At 40.5% G+C, this 16,745-nt stretch carries 17 protein-coding genes; 7 read left to right on the forward strand and 10 right to left on the reverse strand.

The annotated features are described in order from the left end of the window. The first annotated feature begins 21 nt into the window (after positions 1-21). Positions 22-1,509, forward strand: a complete 1,488-nt coding sequence (locus tag ACH63V_RS12620; RefSeq protein ID WP_396463683.1) for an NAD-dependent phenylacetaldehyde dehydrogenase — start codon at positions 22-24, stop codon at positions 1,507-1,509. Between the two features lie 62 nt (positions 1,510-1,571). Here the strand turns inward: ACH63V_RS12620 and pcaD are convergent, their stop codons facing one another. The 7 genes from pcaD to ACH63V_RS12655 all read right to left on the reverse strand — a co-directional run bounded on the left by pcaD (position 1,572) and on the right by ACH63V_RS12655 (position 8,009). Further along, a complete protein-coding gene (gene pcaD, locus ACH63V_RS12625; RefSeq protein WP_396463684.1) occupies positions 1,572-2,351 on the reverse strand; it encodes a 3-oxoadipate enol-lactonase in 780 nt (259 codons plus the stop codon). A 10-nt stretch (positions 2,352-2,361) separates the two neighbouring features. Continuing rightward, on the reverse strand, positions 2,362-3,576 hold the full coding sequence (gene pcaF / locus ACH63V_RS12630) for a 3-oxoadipyl-CoA thiolase (RefSeq protein ID WP_396463685.1): 1,215 nt from the start codon (positions 3,574-3,576) through the stop codon (positions 2,362-2,364). Positions 3,577-4,029: 453 nt separating this feature from the next. Beyond that, positions 4,030-4,683: a 3-oxoacid CoA-transferase subunit B gene (locus ACH63V_RS12635; RefSeq protein ID WP_004886986.1), complete on the reverse strand. Its 654-nt coding sequence runs from the start codon at positions 4,681-4,683 to the stop codon at positions 4,030-4,032. 18 nt (positions 4,684-4,701) lie between these two features. Further along, a complete protein-coding gene (locus ACH63V_RS12640) occupies positions 4,702-5,373 on the reverse strand; it encodes a 3-oxoacid CoA-transferase subunit A (protein WP_396463686.1) in 672 nt (223 codons plus the stop codon). A gap of 134 nt (positions 5,374-5,507) precedes the next feature. Beyond that, entirely contained in the window at positions 5,508-6,428 is a 921-nt protein-coding gene (gene catA, locus ACH63V_RS12645; protein WP_017481036.1) for a catechol 1,2-dioxygenase, read from the reverse strand. Between the two features lie 160 nt (positions 6,429-6,588). Next, positions 6,589-6,879 (reverse strand): muconolactone Delta-isomerase, encoded by a 291-nt coding sequence (gene catC, locus ACH63V_RS12650; RefSeq protein ID WP_000897235.1) that lies wholly within the window; start codon positions 6,877-6,879, stop codon positions 6,589-6,591. Positions 6,880-6,902: 23 nt separating this feature from the next. After that, complete coding sequence (locus ACH63V_RS12655) at positions 6,903-8,009, reverse strand: muconate/chloromuconate family cycloisomerase (protein ID WP_039252198.1); 1,107 nt, start codon at positions 8,007-8,009, stop codon at positions 6,903-6,905. Between the two features lie 100 nt (positions 8,010-8,109). Between ACH63V_RS12655 and ACH63V_RS12660 the strand changes: the two genes are divergently transcribed. Both ACH63V_RS12660 and ACH63V_RS12665 read left to right on the forward strand, forming a co-directional pair. Further along, on the forward strand, positions 8,110-9,024 hold the full coding sequence (locus ACH63V_RS12660) for a LysR family transcriptional regulator (protein WP_206222866.1): 915 nt from the start codon (positions 8,110-8,112) through the stop codon (positions 9,022-9,024). An 81-nt stretch (positions 9,025-9,105) separates the two neighbouring features. Then, a complete protein-coding gene (locus ACH63V_RS12665; RefSeq protein WP_396463687.1) occupies positions 9,106-9,900 on the forward strand; it encodes a TorF family putative porin in 795 nt (264 codons plus the stop codon). Between the two features lie 91 nt (positions 9,901-9,991). Here the strand turns inward: ACH63V_RS12665 and ACH63V_RS12670 are convergent, their stop codons facing one another. Further along, positions 9,992-10,900, reverse strand: coding sequence for an acetoacetate decarboxylase (locus tag ACH63V_RS12670; protein WP_396463688.1), 909 nt, complete (start codon positions 10,898-10,900; stop codon positions 9,992-9,994). Positions 10,901-11,228: 328 nt separating this feature from the next. On the opposite strand from ACH63V_RS12670, the gene ACH63V_RS12675 reads away from it, so the two are divergent. The 4 genes from ACH63V_RS12675 (at position 11,229) to ACH63V_RS12690 (ending at position 15,318) form a co-directional block, all read left to right on the forward strand. Next, on the forward strand, positions 11,229-12,059 hold the full coding sequence (locus ACH63V_RS12675; protein WP_396463689.1) for an alpha/beta fold hydrolase: 831 nt from the start codon (positions 11,229-11,231) through the stop codon (positions 12,057-12,059). Positions 12,060-12,219: 160 nt separating this feature from the next. Next, positions 12,220-13,458: an NADH:flavin oxidoreductase/NADH oxidase family protein gene (locus ACH63V_RS12680; RefSeq protein ID WP_396463690.1), complete on the forward strand. Its 1,239-nt coding sequence runs from the start codon at positions 12,220-12,222 to the stop codon at positions 13,456-13,458. Between the two features lie 15 nt (positions 13,459-13,473). Beyond that, positions 13,474-14,541 (forward strand): saccharopine dehydrogenase family protein, encoded by a 1,068-nt coding sequence (locus ACH63V_RS12685; RefSeq protein ID WP_396463691.1) that lies wholly within the window; start codon positions 13,474-13,476, stop codon positions 14,539-14,541. Positions 14,542-14,742: 201 nt separating this feature from the next. Then, positions 14,743-15,318 carry a dihydrofolate reductase family protein gene (locus tag ACH63V_RS12690; protein ID WP_396463692.1) on the forward strand — a complete coding sequence of 192 codons (576 nt, stop codon included), beginning with the start codon at positions 14,743-14,745 and terminating at the stop codon, positions 15,316-15,318. A gap of 67 nt (positions 15,319-15,385) precedes the next feature. Here the strand turns inward: ACH63V_RS12690 and ACH63V_RS12695 are convergent, their stop codons facing one another. Together ACH63V_RS12695 and ACH63V_RS12700 are read right to left on the reverse strand one after the other, a co-directional pair. Then, positions 15,386-16,192, reverse strand: coding sequence for a type 1 glutamine amidotransferase domain-containing protein (locus ACH63V_RS12695; RefSeq protein WP_396463693.1), 807 nt, complete (start codon positions 16,190-16,192; stop codon positions 15,386-15,388). 75 nt (positions 16,193-16,267) lie between these two features. After that, positions 16,268-16,684 (reverse strand): MerR family transcriptional regulator, encoded by a 417-nt coding sequence (locus ACH63V_RS12700; protein WP_396463694.1) that lies wholly within the window; start codon positions 16,682-16,684, stop codon positions 16,268-16,270. Between the last annotated feature and the right edge of the window lie 61 nt (positions 16,685-16,745).

Below are 16,745 nucleotides of genomic sequence, written 5' to 3' on the forward strand. Positions count from 1 at the left end.
ATGAATTGAGAGAAATAAAAAATGAGTGAAGTTCAGATTTTAGCAAGCGTACAGCAATTTATGGCACGTCAACACGGACATTTTATTGATGGAAAATTAGTTGCTGCCGAGCTTTTAGATAAAGTGGATATTGTGAATCCATCGACTGAACAAGTGGTTGCTCAAATTAGTATTGGTAGTCAACAAGATGTCGAAAGCGCCGTGAAAAGTGCTGAACATGCTTTTCAAAATGCTTGGGCTGAAACAACGCCGTATGAACGTGGCATTAAACTAAATAAGTTGGCAGATTTAATTGAGCAATATGGTGAAGAACTTGCTCAGCTCGAGTCATTGTCTACTGGAAAACTTATCAATATTTCAAGACACCTTGAAGTCGCACAATCTGTTATTTTCTTAAGATATTTTGCGGGTTGGGCAACCAAAATTAATGGTCAAACCATGCAACCCTCTATTCCGTCTATGCAAGGTGAAAAATATACAGCTTTTACTTTAAGACAACCGATTGGTGTGGTTGCAGGGATTGTGCCTTGGAATTTTTCACTGATGATTGGTGTTTGGAAAATCGGTTCAGCTTTAACAACTGGTTGTACCATTGTGCTTAAACCAAGTGAGTTTGCCAGCTTATCTTTATTACGTTTAGCCGAACTTGCCATTGAGGCAGGTATCCCAGCTGGTGTAATTAATGTGGTTACAGGTAAGGGCGATACAGGACAATATTTAATTGAGTCGCCGCTCGTTAAGAAAGTCTCATTTACGGGTTCGGTACCAACAGGCATTGCGATTGGTAAGCTCGCGATGAGCAGCGATTTAACCCGTGTAAGTCTAGAGTTAGGCGGTAAAAATGCTATAGCTGTTTTGGCCGATGCAAATATTGATGAGATATTACCAACTTTGTTGCAAGCAACTTTTGTGCATCAAGGACAAGTTTGTGCATCCCCAGAGCGCTTTTTTGTACACCATACAAAATATAATGAATTGGTGGAAAAACTTTCTAAAGCACTCTCTAGTTTCAAAATTGGATCGGCTATGGATGAGGGAAGTATGTTTGGTCCACTCTCTAATCAGCCACATTTTAATAAAGTGAAACATTATTTAGATATGGCTAAAGCCAACAATCAGATTATTGCTGGTGGTGCGGCTCTAGATCAGACAGGGTATTTTGTACAGCCGACTTTGATTTCCTTCAAAAATACGGATGATCCTTTATTTTCAGAGGAAACTTTTGGTCCAGTAGTTGGGGTAATGTCATTCGAAACTGATGAAGAACTCGTTCAACTGATGAATCAGTCGCGCTTTGGTTTAACCGCAAGTATTTGGACAAATGACTTATCTAAAGCTTTAAGTTTAATTCCTAAAATTGAAGCAGGAACCTTGTGGGTCAATATGCATACGTTCTTAGACCCCTCTGTTCCATTTGGTGGCATGAAAGCTTCGGGAATTGGTAGAGAGTTTTCAGATGCATTTATTGAAGATTACACCGAATTAAAATCGGTCATGATTCGGTACTAATTTTTAAGATTCTACGAGACATAAAAAATGGCCTTTATAGGCCATTTTTTTAGTCATTAAAACTAACCTAATAAAAAATCCTTTAGGATTTTATTAAAAGCTTCTGGTTGCTCGACATTGGAAATATGAGAAGCATCTATTTCTGCAAGTTGTGATTGTGGAATGCGTTGCTGCATAAATTCACCATCTGCGACAGTCGTTACAGGGTCTTGAGTTCCAGCAACCACTAATACAGGAATGTTGATGTCTTTTAACTGTTCACGGACATCCGCTTTAGCCAAAGCCTCACAACAATTGGCATAACCCATTGCGCTGCCAGCACTTAAGTCGTTACACAGGTTGTTGACGATTGAAGCATGACTTTGGATAAAGGGATCTGTAAACCATCGCGAAGCTGCTGTAGCTGCGATCGGTTGTAAACCTTGCTCACGTACTAATTTTGCACGGTCAAGCCATGCTTGTTCTTGTCCAATTTTAGCGGCAGTATTTGCCACAATTACATGACTAAAACGGTCAGGATAGTGGATTGCCAGCCATTGACCGGTTAAACCACCCATAGAAATTCCACAAAAAGCAGCTTTGCTAATATTCAGATGATCCAGTAAACGGACAACATCTTCACCTAATTGTTCTACAGTATATGGACCGTCAGGCGTAGATGATGAACCGTGACCACGAGTGTCATAGCAGATCACAAAAAATTGATCTTTTAACTCATTAAACTGTTTTTGCCACATACCATAATTGGTGCCCAAAGAATTGGAAAACACCAGAGCAGGGGAAGATGGCTCGCCAAAAGTTTGATAGTTAATTTGTGCATCGGCAGATTGAAAAGATGGCATTTGTTTCTCCTTAAAGTGCTTCAACACGTTCAATAATCAATGCGATGCCTTGGCCTACACCAATACACATTGAACACAAGGCATAACGACCACCTGTTTGTTCAAGCTGGTTTAAGGCTGTAGTGACTAAGCGCGCACCTGACGCACCAAGTGGATGACCCAAAGCAATCGCACCACCGTTTGGATTTACCTTGTCAGAATCATCTGACAAACCTAAATCACGGGTCACTGCTAAAGCTTGTGCAGCAAAGGCTTCGTTAAGCTCAATCACATCCATCTGATCTAAAGTAAGATTGGCTTGTTTAAGTAGTTTTTTAATGGCTGGTGCAGGAGCAAAACCCATAATGCGTGGTTCTACACCCACCGCTGTTGAAGCAATGATCTTGGCACGCGGTTTTAAGTTGTAAGCTTGAACTGCTTCATCAGAAGCAATAAGTAATGCGGCTGCACCATCATTAATGCCTGAAGCATTCCCCGCAGTGACCGTACCCTCTGCTTTAACCACAGGTTTAAGTTTGCTTAAACCTTCAAACGTAGTCGATGCACGAGGATGTTCATCGGTATCAATCACAACAGCATCGCCCTTACGCTGAGGGATTTCAACTGCTACGATTTCTTTAGAAAAAAAGCCTTTGGCTTGCGCGCTTGCGGTGCGTTGTTGGCTCACCAAGGCAAACTGGTCCTGATCTGCACGATTCACGTTAAACTGTTCAGCCACGTTTTCGGCAGTCTGGGGCATGGTGTCTACACCATACAATTCTTTAAGTTTAGGGTTAATGAAACGCCAGCCCATGGTGGTGTCTTCAATCTTCTGGCTACGGCCAAAAGCACTGTCTGACTTACCCATCACATAAGGTGCACGGCTCATGCTTTCCACACCACCTGCAATCACTAAGTTTGCTTCACCGGCTTTAATGGCACGGGCAGCAATGGCAATTGCATCGAGTGAAGAACCACAGAGACGGTTAATGGTGGTTGCTGGTACTTGATACGGTAAACCAGCAAGTAGTGCTGACATACGACCGACATTACGGTTATCTTCACCAGCTTGATTGGCACAGCCATAGATCACATCATCGACCTGTTCCCAATCTACATTCGGGTTACGCTGCATGAGAGCTTTGATCGGTACAGCACCAAGGTCATCGGCACGGACAGGAGCAAGGCCACCGGCATAACGGCCGAATGGGGTACGGATAGCATCAATGATATAAGCGTTTTTCATTCTAACTTTTGTCCTTTACTTCAGGCCTTTTTAGCCATTCTCCGTAAGTATTTCGCGATGGCGACATGGATGTCGCCTCGTTGCTCAGCACAACAGGGAAGTTGTGTCTGAGTAACAAAGGTTTTTGGTTACTTTTTTAAAAAAGTGACACGAATTAGCTGGTGGCATCTGGCTTAAACAGGTAAGACCCCATTGTGATGATTTATAAATTTTCATATCAACGGATAACATCACGGCTGTAATCTACTGTGATATCCGTAGGTCTGTTGCATAAGCGATACCTTACTTTTGAAAGGTCAAAAGTAACAAAAACCTTTGTTGAACAGAGGAGGCTTCCTTGCCTCCCTGTCCAACGGGCGACATCCATGTCGCCTGTCACGATAGCGAATACATTTTCGTAACCGCTTCATTCAAAACTTTCGCTTTAACTCGTAATCTGAAGTTGCGTAAACCTTAACCTTGAGTCGCATCAATCAAAGTTGCACCCGTTAAAGCCTGTAACTCATCAAAACTAAGACCTTCAACTTTCTCAATCACCTTCAAACCATCTTTGGTCACATCAATCACACATAGGTCGGTGTAAATACGATCCACACAGTGCTTACCCGTTACCGGATAAGTCAGCTCAGCCACAATCTTTGGTTCACCTTGTTTGGTCACATGGTCTGTGGTGATAAATACTTTCTTGGCACCAACCGCCAAATCCATCGCACCACCCACCGCAGGAATCGCATCCGGCGCACCTGTATGCCAGTTCGCCAAGTCACCATTCGCTGCAACCTGAAATGCACCAAGTACCGCAATATCAAGGTGACCACCACGCATCATGGCAAAAGAATCACCATGGTGGAAAAAGCTGCCGCCTTCTAGCATGGTCACAAACTCTTTACCCGCATTGATCAGTTCAGGGTCTTCTTCACCTGCAGCTGGTGGTGGGCCAAATGCCAATAGTCCATTTTCAGAATGAAGGAAAATATCTTTATCGTTAGGTAAGTAGCTTGCAATTTTAGTCGGTAAGCCAATGCCCAAGTTCACATAGGCGCCATCTGGAATATCTTGTGCCACACGTTGTGCAATCTGGTCACGGCTGAGTTTCTGATAGCTCATGTTATTTCTCCTTATTGCTTACTGTGCAGGCGCTACTTGTACAACATGCTGTACAAAGATACCTGGGGTGATGATGTGTTCAGGGTCTAATCCACCCAGCTCCACCACTTCAGAAACCTGAGCAATGGTGACATCCGCAGCCATGGCCATAATCGGGCCAAAGTTACGTGCAGATTTACGGTAAACCAGATTGCCCCAGCGGTCGCCCTTATAAGCTTTAATCAGGGCAAAGTCAGCCTTGATCGGATACTCAAGCACGTAATCTTTATCATCAATCTCACGGGTTTCTTTACCTTCGGCCAAAAGAGTTCCAAAGCCTGTTGGAGTAAATACAGCACCTAAACCCATACCGGCAGCTTGAATACGACAAGCCAGATTACCTTGCGGTACAACCTCAAGTTCCACCTTTCCGGCACGGTACAGTTCATCAAACACATAAGAATCTGACTGACGTGGGAAAGAGCAAATGACTTTTTTTACTGAACCAGCCTTAAGCAGTTTAGCCAGACCATAGTCACCATTACCGGCATTGTTGCTCACAATGGTTAAGTCTTTAATACCCAGTTCAATTAGTCCGTCAATGAGTTCAGCGGGTTGTCCTGCGGTACCAAAACCACCAATCAGAATGGTTGCACCATCTTTAATCTGCGATAAAACCTCGCTTAGTGAGGACTTACTTTTGTCAATCATGTGAGAAACCTTAGAGCATGAAGTAACGTGATGTATTACTACCGCTAAAAATTTAATTAAATTCTTAATGGTAGTAATAAATGGAATAAATTTTGTGAGTCAAAAGCGAACTTTTAACTCACATACACTTTCAATTAAGCGCTAGCGCGACGACGTTCAACTTCAGTTGAAGGAGCTGCTGCAGCATCTTTAACAAGTTCGATGTTAAATGTGATGTGTTTGAAAGCGTGATCTAAACCACGGCGTTGGATTTCAGCTGGGTCAGTTACATCAACTGCTGTTGCCACTAAGCCATCACGGGTTGCGAAAGCAAAGTCGTCCCATAAGTACTCATCACCCTCAATGTTGAATTGAGTAGTCAGCTTGCGGTAACCCGGTGCAGAAACGAAGTAATGAACGTGAGATGGGCGGTTACCATGACGACCTAATTTGTTAAGAAGGGCCTGAGTTGTACCTTCTGGCGGGCAACCATAACCTACCGGCATCGTGGTTAAAGCAACATATTTACCATTAGCATCAGTCAAGATAGTACGACGTAAGTTGAAGTCAGATTGTGACTTATCAAAGAATGAATAGTTACCCAAACTGTTGGCATGCCATACTTCAACTTTGGCATTTTCAATGATATTGCCATCAGTATCGGTCACAGTACCTTCAATAATTAAGGTATCGATTTTGCCAGATTCTGTACCATCATCCATACGCGCAAAACCAACAGATTCAGGCGCGCCAGCGACATAAAGTGGGCCTTCAATGGTACGAGGTGTACCGCCAGTAACGCCAGCTTTTGCATCAGCTTCATCAGCACGTAAGTCAAGGTAATGTTCTAAACCTAAGCCAGCTGCTAAAAGACCAAGTTCGTTTGCTTGACCAGCATCTGTGAAATATTCCAAACCTTTCCATACTTCTGAAGGTTGGATGTCTAAATCTTCAATGGCTTGAAATAAATCCCCAAGAAGGCGCACAACAATTTGTTGAACACGAGCATCAACTTCGCCTTTTGCAGTGTCGACATTCATTTGTTTTACAAGCGCATCAATTTGTTGACGGTTCATACTAAAACTCCTTAAGTATGCAATACGGTTTTGGGTGGCAGCGCTGCGGGCATTTGGTTTTGCTAGCGAATAAGTGCCGCCACGTTCCTTGTTACCTTCTGAATAATCTGCTTGGTTTTTAAATGGACTTCAGAGATCACATTTAAAAAATTCTTTGGGTTTACGAATCATCATCACGAACAGAAGAAGGGTGGCGATTAAGTGCCATCACTTCAATGTCCATGTATGGATAGAGAGGTAAACCTTGTAAAATGTTGTGCAACTCTTCATTGCTCTCGACATCAAAAATACTGATGTTTGAATACTGGCCTGTAATTCGCCAGATGTGACGCCATTTACCTTGCCGTTGTAAATCTTGCGAATAGGCTTTTTCAACGGCCTTAATTTCATTTGCTTTGTCGGCTGGCATATCAAGTGGAATATGCACATCCATACGTACATGAAATAACATGGGAAACTCCTTATCCTGTTGCCTTAACGACGTAATTTCTCAATCTTATCTTCATCAATTTCAATGCCTAAGCCCGGAGCTGTTGGCAAATGCAATTCAAAGTTTTCGTAACGTAGCGGCTCTTTTAAAATTTCTTCGGTCAGTAATAACGGACCAAATAATTCAGTACCGAACGCTAACGTTTCAAAAGTTGCAAATGCATGAGCAGAAGCAATACTTCCTACAGGGCCTTCAAGCATGGTACCGCCATATAGGTCGATTCCAGCTAAACCAGCAATTTTGCCAACTTCACATGCTTCAATCAGGCCACCTGATTGTTCAATCTTCACGGCAAATACATCTGCACCATGATTTTTTGCAATACGGTATGCACTGTCAGGTCCAGTTAAAGCTTCATCCGCCATAATGGCTACATCAAAACGATGGGTGAGGCGAGCAAGTGCTTCGGTATTTTGAATTGCACATGGCTGTTCAATTAAATCGATTCCACCATCTTGGAGCTGTTGAATACCATGAATACATTCAAGTTCTGACCATGCACGGTTTACATCTACACGTACACTAACATCAGCACCTAATGCTTTTTTAATCGCAATCACATGGTCAACATCTTGCTGTAAAGGACGTGCACCAATTTTAAGCTTGAACGTGTTATGGCGCTTTAGCTCAATCATTTTGCGAGCTTCAGCAATATCTTTTTCCGTGTCACCAGACGCAAGCGTCCAAAGCACAGGTAAACTATTACGCAGACGTCCACCTAAAACTTCGCTTAATGGCACGCCTAAACGTTTGGCCTGAATATCAAGTAGGGCAGTCTGAATGGCACACTTAGCAAAGCGGTTACCATTAATATTTTTACGAATCAGTTTTAGTGTTTGTGCAACATTTAAATCTTTAACTGATGTCAGTAATGGTGCAAAGTAGGTATCAATATTGGCTTTGACACTCTCAGGACTTTCTTCACCATAGTTCAGCCCACCAATGGTGGTGGCTTCACCCCAACCGACAATACCATCCGTGGTCGTAATTTTAACGAGTACCAAAGTCTGGGTACGCATAGTAGTTACAGACAACTGGTGAGGACGGATAGTTGGAATATCCACAAGTATGGTTTCTATGGTTCTATACATGAAGTTTCAACTATTACGAACTTGTTTACATACCATAGAAGAATGTAATAGCCTAAAATAGATATAGAACGGTATTTTAAGATACTAAAAAGGTATATTAATGGAATTAAGACATCTACGTTATTTTGTTACCGTGGTTGAAGAACAGAGCCTGACCAAAGCTGCGGAAAAGCTTTTTATTGCTCAGCCGCCTTTAACACGCCAAATCAAAAAACTAGAAGAAGAATTAGGCATTGATTTATTCGAAAAAGGCTCTCGTCCATTAAAAGTGACCGAAGCAGGGCTGTTTTTTTACCAGCATGCGGTGCAAATTTTGACGCATACCGCTCAAGCTGCTTCGATGGCTAAAAAAATGAAGCTGGTCGAGAATGTTGTTAAAGTTGGTTATGTGAGTTCGCTTCTTTATGGGCGATTACCACAGGTCATTTATCTATTTAGACAAAAAAATCCTGATATTCATGTCGAGCTTATTGAATGCGGTACACGAGATCAGGTCGAGGCTTTAAAGTTAGGCAAAATCGATTTAGGTTTTGGTCGATTACCAATTAGTGACCCTGCTATTAAAAGGCTTCTACTTCGCAAAGAAAAATTAAAACTCGCGATTCATAAAAAACACCCATTAAGTGAATTCCAAGAGTCAGGAATTTATTTATCTCAAATTATTAATGAGACTATTTTCTCTTATCCAACGACACCAAAGCCGAATTTTTCGACCACTATTCAAGCTTTATTTACCAAATTAGGACTTGTTCCGGCCAAGCTGACTGAAGTACGAGAAATTCATATGGCACTTGGCTTAGTGGCATCCGGTGAGGGTATTTGTATTATTCCGGAAAGTGCCTGTGATATTGGTATGAAAAATCTAACTTATTTAAATATTTTAGATTTAGAAGCCTATAGTCCGATCTCTCTATCCATGCGCAATATGGATCAAAGTTCCTATATTCCTAAAATCTTAGATTGTATCGAAGAGATCTATAGCGAAGAAGAAGTATCCAGAAATTTAAATTTATAACTTTTTAATACGTTTTAAATTGAATTATCATGTTATTTTAAAACTTTAAACCTATAGGTAATATGTAAAAGGAATTATTGAATGAGAAAAATTTTAGGCGCAGCTTCTCTCATTATGTCTACCTGTGTTGTACATGCTGAACAATTAAATGAACAAGAAAAAACTTCTCCATATAGCGCGAATGTTACTTTTGCTAGCCAATATATTTCACGTGGGTTTCAACAAACTTGGGGTAAACCTGCTTTGCAAGGTGGACTGGATTATGCCAACCCGAATGGTTTTTTTGTCGGGACTTGGGCATCAAGTGTAAGCTCTAATTATTTGCGAGATGCCTCGGTTGAATGGGATTTTTATACAGGTTATTTAAAAACAATCGATAAATTTTCAATTGGGATGTCGGTTTTTTACTATTACTATCCAGGTGCGAAAAGTACACAAGAAACGGGAAGTAGCAGTTATAACTATGGTGAAATCGTACCTCAAATTGGCTATGGTCCTTTAAGCCTTAAATACTTTGTGACTTATACACCAGATTATGCTGGGTATAACTCTAAAACTATGGGTGGACCTGCTGGTAAAAGGTCGAGAGGTTCAAGTTATTTAGATCTGAACTTTACCCAGCCGATTAATGACACATGGACTTTTGGTGCCCATTATGGCTATGAAAGAATCAAAAACTTTTCAGAATCGAACTTTCAGGATGTTAAAGCCGAACTTATTAAAGATTTAGGTGATGGTTGGAGTACAGGACTCGCTTATACCAAGGCATGGGATAAAAACGCTTATTATAAAAAGTATAGCAATGGTGAAGCAGGCGCACCTGTTTCAAATCCAATTGATTCGACTTTTACAGTATCTGTAAAAAAGGTGTTCTAAGTTAAATTTATGAGTAATGTCTAATTAACTACGCTTGAAAGGATACCTCTAAATTCGAACTTTCAAACGTAGTTAAAAACGGCCTTTTTATTTATGCTTTTAAATTAATTACGGTAGGCAAATTAAGCACCACCTGAGCATCCTCAATAACATCTACGCGTAAAATTTTTGAAGCACCTAATTCATTCAGTAAATTAGTTAAAGGGCCTTCGTTTTTCATAAGTTGAACTTTTTTCGGTAAGAGTTTTTGTGCAAAAGAAAGAATATTAGATTGAACGTCTGTTCGGTGCCATTTTCCATCGACTACATGTAGCATGGTTGCTTTATTAATATATGTTTCAGAATCGACATGTTTTAAAGTAGGAACAGCAGTTTTTAAACTTAAATCTAATTTGCCATTAAGATCAAAAATATTGGCTTGAACTTCTTTTGAATTAATGTCGACGTCAATTTTAGTTAACCATTTTGGTAGTTGGTAACCATATACACCACGCACTCTGGCAATTTCAGTATCAACAGGCAAAGCTAAAACATGCGCATAAAAATGACGTTGACGCATCGATTTCACTAACTCGGCGATATGTGGCCCACGAGCATTAGGCTTACGGACAACAATCGCAATCGACACTTCGTTATAAGGATCATTGTCACAAACTGAATAGGTAAAGAATGTGACAGCGACCAATCCATAACCCGGAAATGGTTGTAACGGCGTTAAAGCGGCGGGAAGTTTTGCTTTAATTTGCTTAATTGGAGCAAGCATTAATAGCTGAACATTTGCACTACGATAATAAAAGTTAGGTGCCCAGACAGGACCTACTCTCGATTCCACAATTTTTTTAGGAATATGACGGAAAAAGTCGATATTGCCGGCGGCTGGATCTTGAGCCACTTTGTCTAGGTCAGGATTCATTCTAAAGCGGTCATAATAACCACCTTTGGGTACTTTGACTTTTTGTTGCCCAAATTCAACCTCAGTAAACTGTTGTTTTGTATTCATGAGAGTTCACCTTTACATTAATTGACCGAGTAGCTATCGTTGTCTTTATCACGACGTGTTAATTTATAGCCAATGTGGTCACTATAAGTTTAAAGCTAACTTTAAAGTCAAGGCTTTAATTTTGATATGTCAAATCTTTGACATTTAAAAGAAATAAAATAAAAACAATTAAAGTTTAAAAAGATACAAACTTGATGAGAGTCTTCATATAAATTTTATTTTTAAAAGATGATTAAGATAGTTGACCTTAAAGTTAACTTTAAGCTTAGTATAAATATTCAAATCTTTATAACGAATCAATAAGCGGTTTTTCACCAGGAGAACAAAGATGGGATATGTAACCACAAAAGATGGCGTAGAAATTTTCTATAAAGACTGGGGGCCACGCGATGCTCAAGTATTATTTTTTCATCACGGTTGGCCTTTAAGTTCAGATGATTGGGACACACAGTTGCTTTTTTTCCTTAAAGAAGGTTTTCGTGTAGTTGCTCATGACCGCCGTGGCCATGGGCGTTCGAGTCAGGTGTGGGATGGTCACGATATGGACCACTACGCAGATGATGTCGCAGAAGTGGTTAAACATCTAAACATTAAAAATGCAATTCATATTGGCCATTCAACGGGCGGTGGTGAAGTTGCTCATTATATTGCTCGTCATGGTCAGGAAAACGTTGCAAAAGCTGTACTTGTTAGTGCAGTTCCACCACTGATGGTTAAAACTGAAAATAATCCTGAAGGTTTACCAAAAGAAGTTTTTGATGACCTGCAAAATCAAGTTCTCACCAACCGTGCGCAATTCTTCCGTGACTTGCCATCTGGCCCGTTCTATGGTTTTAACCGACCAGATGCGAAACCATCAGAAGGTGTCATTGCTAATTGGTGGCGTCAGGGTATGACGGGCAGTGCAAAAGCACATTACGATGGTATTGTGGCATTCTCACAAACTGATTTCACCGAAGATTTAAAGAAAATCACCATTCCTGTTTTAGTGTTGCATGGTGATGACGACCAGATCGTACCTTATAAAACTTCTGGTGTGAAATCTGCTGAGTTACTCCCAAATAGCCAACTCAAAATCTACCCAGGTTTTTCTCACGGCATGTTAACTGTAAATCATGAAGTGATTAACGCTGACTTATTGGCATTTATTCGCGAATAATTAAAAGTTTCAAAACTTTAAAAAAAGGGGCACATTGAGTGCCTCTTTTTTTATATAAAAAGAATAAATTCAATTAATTAAATATAGAAGTGCGAAAAGGTGTTGACATTAAAGTTAGCTTTAATCTTAAAGTAAAGCCATACTGAATGAGGTCATTCCAATGAAAGTGTTCGAAAAATTAGTATTCCCAAATGGCTCATATGTTCCTAACCGTATTGCTAAAGCTGCAATGGAAGAAAACATGGCTGATTTAAACCACGCACCGTCGGAAGAGTTAATGCGTTTATATCAGGCTTGGGCAAATGGTGGTGTAGGTTTAATCATTACCGGAAATGTGATGGTAGACCGTCGAGCGATGACTGGACCGGGCGGTGTAGTGCTTGAAGATGAAAAACATCTAGAGACTTTTAAAAAATGGGCACAAATTGGTCGTTCAAAAGGCGCTCAGATTTGGCTTCAAATTAACCATCCAGGGCGTCAAATGCAAGCGAACCTTGGTCAGCAGACTTGGGCGCCATCGGCTATTTCACTTGATCTTGGCAAAATGTCAAATCGCTTTAATACGCCAATCGAAATGACTGAATCTATGATTGCAGAGGTGATTCAGCGTTTTGCAAACACAGCGCGTCTAGGTGAAAAAGCTGGGTTTACTGGTGTAGAAATTCATGCAGCACATGGTTACTTATTAAGCCAGTTTCTTTCTCCACTGAGCAATAAACGCCAAGATCAGTGGGGCGGTTCTTTAGAAAACCGCGCTCGCATTTTAATTGAGATTGTGGAAGCTGTTCGTAAAGTGGTTTCGCCTCAGTTTACTGTGGCAGTAAAACTAAATTCAGCCGACTTCCAACGTGGTGGGTTTAGCGCTGAAGATGCTCAACAAGTGGTTAAAATGCTAAATGAGCATGCAGTCGATTTGGTTGAACTTTCGGGCGGTAGCTATGAAGCACCGGCCATGCAAGGTCAAGCACGTGATGGTCGCACACTTGCTCGCGAAGCTTACTTTTTAGAATTTGCACAAGAAATTCGTAAAGTTGCCAAAATGCCTGTTATGGTGACAGGTGGCATACGCCGTAAACAAGTGGCAGAGAAAGTGGTTGAAAGTGGTGTAGATATGGTCGGTATTGCCACAGCTTTAGCGATTGAACCTAACTTGCCAAATGCTTGGAAACAAGGCAAAAATGTTTCACCTGAACTCAAGCCAATTACGTGGGAAAATAAAACATTCGCTTCTCTTGCCAATATGGCAGTGGTGAAATTCCAGTTACGTAATTTAAGTGCTGGTAAAAAAACAAAACCAAATGTTTCACCAGCTTGGGCTTTAATTTTGCAACAATCAGCTATGTCATGCCGTACCCGCCAATACAAAAAAGGCATGCGTGATTATACATTTGCTTCTTAATAAGTGAGTTGTGTTATGACAAATCCTACCGATTCAAACTGGATAATTTATGGAGCAAATGGCTACACGGGCGAGTTAATCGCTCGTGAAGCTGTACGCCAAGGTCTAAAACCAACTTTGGCTGGTCGTAACAAAGCTAAGGTTGAAACATTAGCTCAAGAGTTGGGACTCGACTATAAAGCTTTTGGGCTGGATAACGTAAATGCGGTAAGTGAGCAACTGCAAGGCTTTAAATTGGTCATGCACTGTGCGGGGCCATTTTCAGCAACATCAAAACCCATGATGGAAGCGTGTATAAATGCAGGTGCTCACTATCTAGATATTACGGGTGAAATCGCTGTATTTGAGTTGGCACAGTCACTTAACAGCCAAGCTGAAAAAGCCGATATTGTGCTTTGTCCGGGTGTTGGTTTCGATGTAGTTCCGACAGATTGTGTTGCTGCTGCCTTGAAAGAAGCATTGCCAGATGCAACGCATTTAGCACTTGGTTTTGATTCTAGAACAGGGTTTTCACCGGGTACAGCTAAAACAAGTACAGAAGGTATGGCCGAAGGTGGAAAAATTCGTAAAAACGGAAAAATTACTACCGTTCCGTTAGCACATTATGTTCGAACCATTGATTTTGGTGACGGTAAAAAAAGTGCCATGAGTGTTCCTTGGGGAGACGTATCTACAGCGTTCTATACAACCGGTATTCCAAACATTGAAGTATTTGTACCCGCATTTCCTAAAATGATTTTTGGCGCGAAAATGATGAACTATGTACGCCCAATATTAAAAATCAATGCTGTGCAGAAGTTTATTAAGTCGCGTATTGAAAAAACAGTTGTTGGGCCAAATGAGGAACTCCGTGCAAAAGTGCCAACCTATGTGTGGGGTGAAGCCAGAAATTCACGTGGGGAAATCAAAACTGCCCGTATCCAAACAGAAAATGCGTATAGCCTTACGGTAAATGGCTCACTGACTGTAGTGAATTATTTACTCAAAAATGCCGTGAAAGGCGGTACATATACACCCGCAAAACTGATGGGTTATAAGCTAGTGACTGAGCTACCAGGTTCTGGTCCGCTGGTTATTAATTAAAAGCCTTTATTAAAACAGCATGTTTATAGATCGTCCCGAACAAGGAGTCATTCTTGTTCGGGTAATTTATAAATATTTCAAATGAATACGGCTTTATATAGATAAAAAGAAAACGAGAAAACAAAACACTCCATAAGAAATAATTCAAATTGAATATACTAAAAAGCGATAAATATTTTTCATAACAAAGGAATGAGAATAATGAGAAAACTCATACTATTTCTTCATGCATCGCTAGACAGTTTTGTGGAAGGTCCAAATGGGGCAATGGACATCGGATGGATTGCTTACGATGCTGATTTAGCAAATCATGCCAAAGAAATTTTGAGCACTGCCGATACAGTGATTTGGGGACGTGCGACTTACCAGATGATGTATAATTACTGGCCAACCATGCTTTCAAATCCAGAAGCTTCGGAGCATGAACGAAATCACGCTGAGTGGATTGAAAAGACTGAAAAAATCGTTTTTTCAACCACCTTAGATAAAGTTGAATGGAATAATACCCGTCTTGTAAAAGACCATGTTGAAGAAGAAATTAATAAGCTGAAACAGCAAGTGGGTAAGGATATGGTGATTCTGGGAAGTCCTCGATTCGCGCACTATCTCATGCAATTTGATTTAATTGATGAATATAAAATTACGGTTTCGCCCGTTTTAATTGGTAGTGGCTTGCCACTGTTTCAAGGCATTCAGCAAAAGACCAATCTTAAACTTATTGAAAATAAAACGTTTGCTTCTGGAGCCATTGGTCTTCACTATCAAAAGATAAGCTAAATTTTTCTATAATATTTGTATGGAAAAGACGAATTACAGCGCTGGTCTATAATTCGTCTTTTTAGCTTTATTGCATGCTGCTTAAACGCTTAACAACTGCTTCAGCAATTTCTTTACTCGACTGAGGGTTTTGACCCGTAATAATTCTGTCGTCTGAAACCACATACGAGGTAAACGGAATAAATGCTTCTTTATATTTTGCACCACGTTCAATGAGTCCGTTTTGTAAAGAAAATGGAACTTGAGACTTAATACCAGAAAGTGTTTCTTCTATATTTGCAAAACCAGTCACGGTTCTATCTGCAATTAAGGGTTTGCCATTTTCATCCTGTAAAGGCAATAAACCACCCACGCCGTGACATACCGCTGAAACAACTCCACCTTGGCGATAGATCTGTTCGCTAATGTTTTGCAAAGCTTTATTGTTTGGGAAATCCCACATGGTACCGTGCCCACCCGTATAGTAAATGGCTTTGTACTGGGTAGGATTAATCGCGCTCGGAGCTAATGTTGTCTTTAACCGATACATAAATGCTGGGTCGGCTAAATGCTGACGGGCAGATTCATCTAGGTAAATAGACTTTAAACTACGTTCATCTAGTGGAACTTCGCCACCTAAAGGACTTACAAAATCCATTTCATAACCCGCAGCCAAAGCGACATCGTAAAAATGAGTGAGTTCAGTCAGCCAAAGTCCTGTTTTATCCGAACGGGAAGGGTAAGCCGAGTGATTGGTCATTACGACTAAAATTTTTCCGTTTGCTTTGGTAAGGCTTTGAGCTTTATTTGACTCTGCGGCATGTACCACGTGTGTAGTCAAAAAAATGGCAAAAATAACGGTTAACCAACGCTGAAAATTCCAAACTTTAAACATGACAGGTCCTCATTCATCACCTGTAGCCAATCGTATGTTTAAAGCACACTTTAAGGTCAATAGGTCTCGAAGAAATTACGGTGCTTTTGCTTTATCAAAATAGAGATTCATGAGCCGTTCTGCATTTTGCTCACACGTAATTTCATCAGGTTTGTCATTAATGGCATTAATCATGGTACGTAAGTTTTGCTTACTCACCTTTAGCTTTTGTTCTAAAAGTTCTATTTCCTGAATTTTTAATTCAATTGTTTGGATGAGTGCGTCATGGTTCCAGGTGGCAACTTTTGAAGGCAAAAAAGCTTTAATTTCTGCTAAAGAAAAACCAACTTGCTGGGCTTGCTGAATGAGAGAAAGTTGCTTCAAATCGTTATCTGTATATTCACGATAACCATTCGATTTTCTTTTTGCTTTAGGCAAGAGTTTGATCTGTTCGTAATAACGAATTGTAGGGGTGCTTAAACCACTTAGTTTCGATAACTCGCTAATATTCATAGCCACAGACTCTATTGACATTCAAGTTAACTTTAGACTTATAGTCACTTAAAAGCAAGGT

Source organism: Acinetobacter sp. ABJ-A23_2, from assembly GCF_044538765.1.
GTDB lineage: Bacteria > Pseudomonadota > Gammaproteobacteria > Pseudomonadales > Moraxellaceae > Acinetobacter > Acinetobacter nosocomialis_A.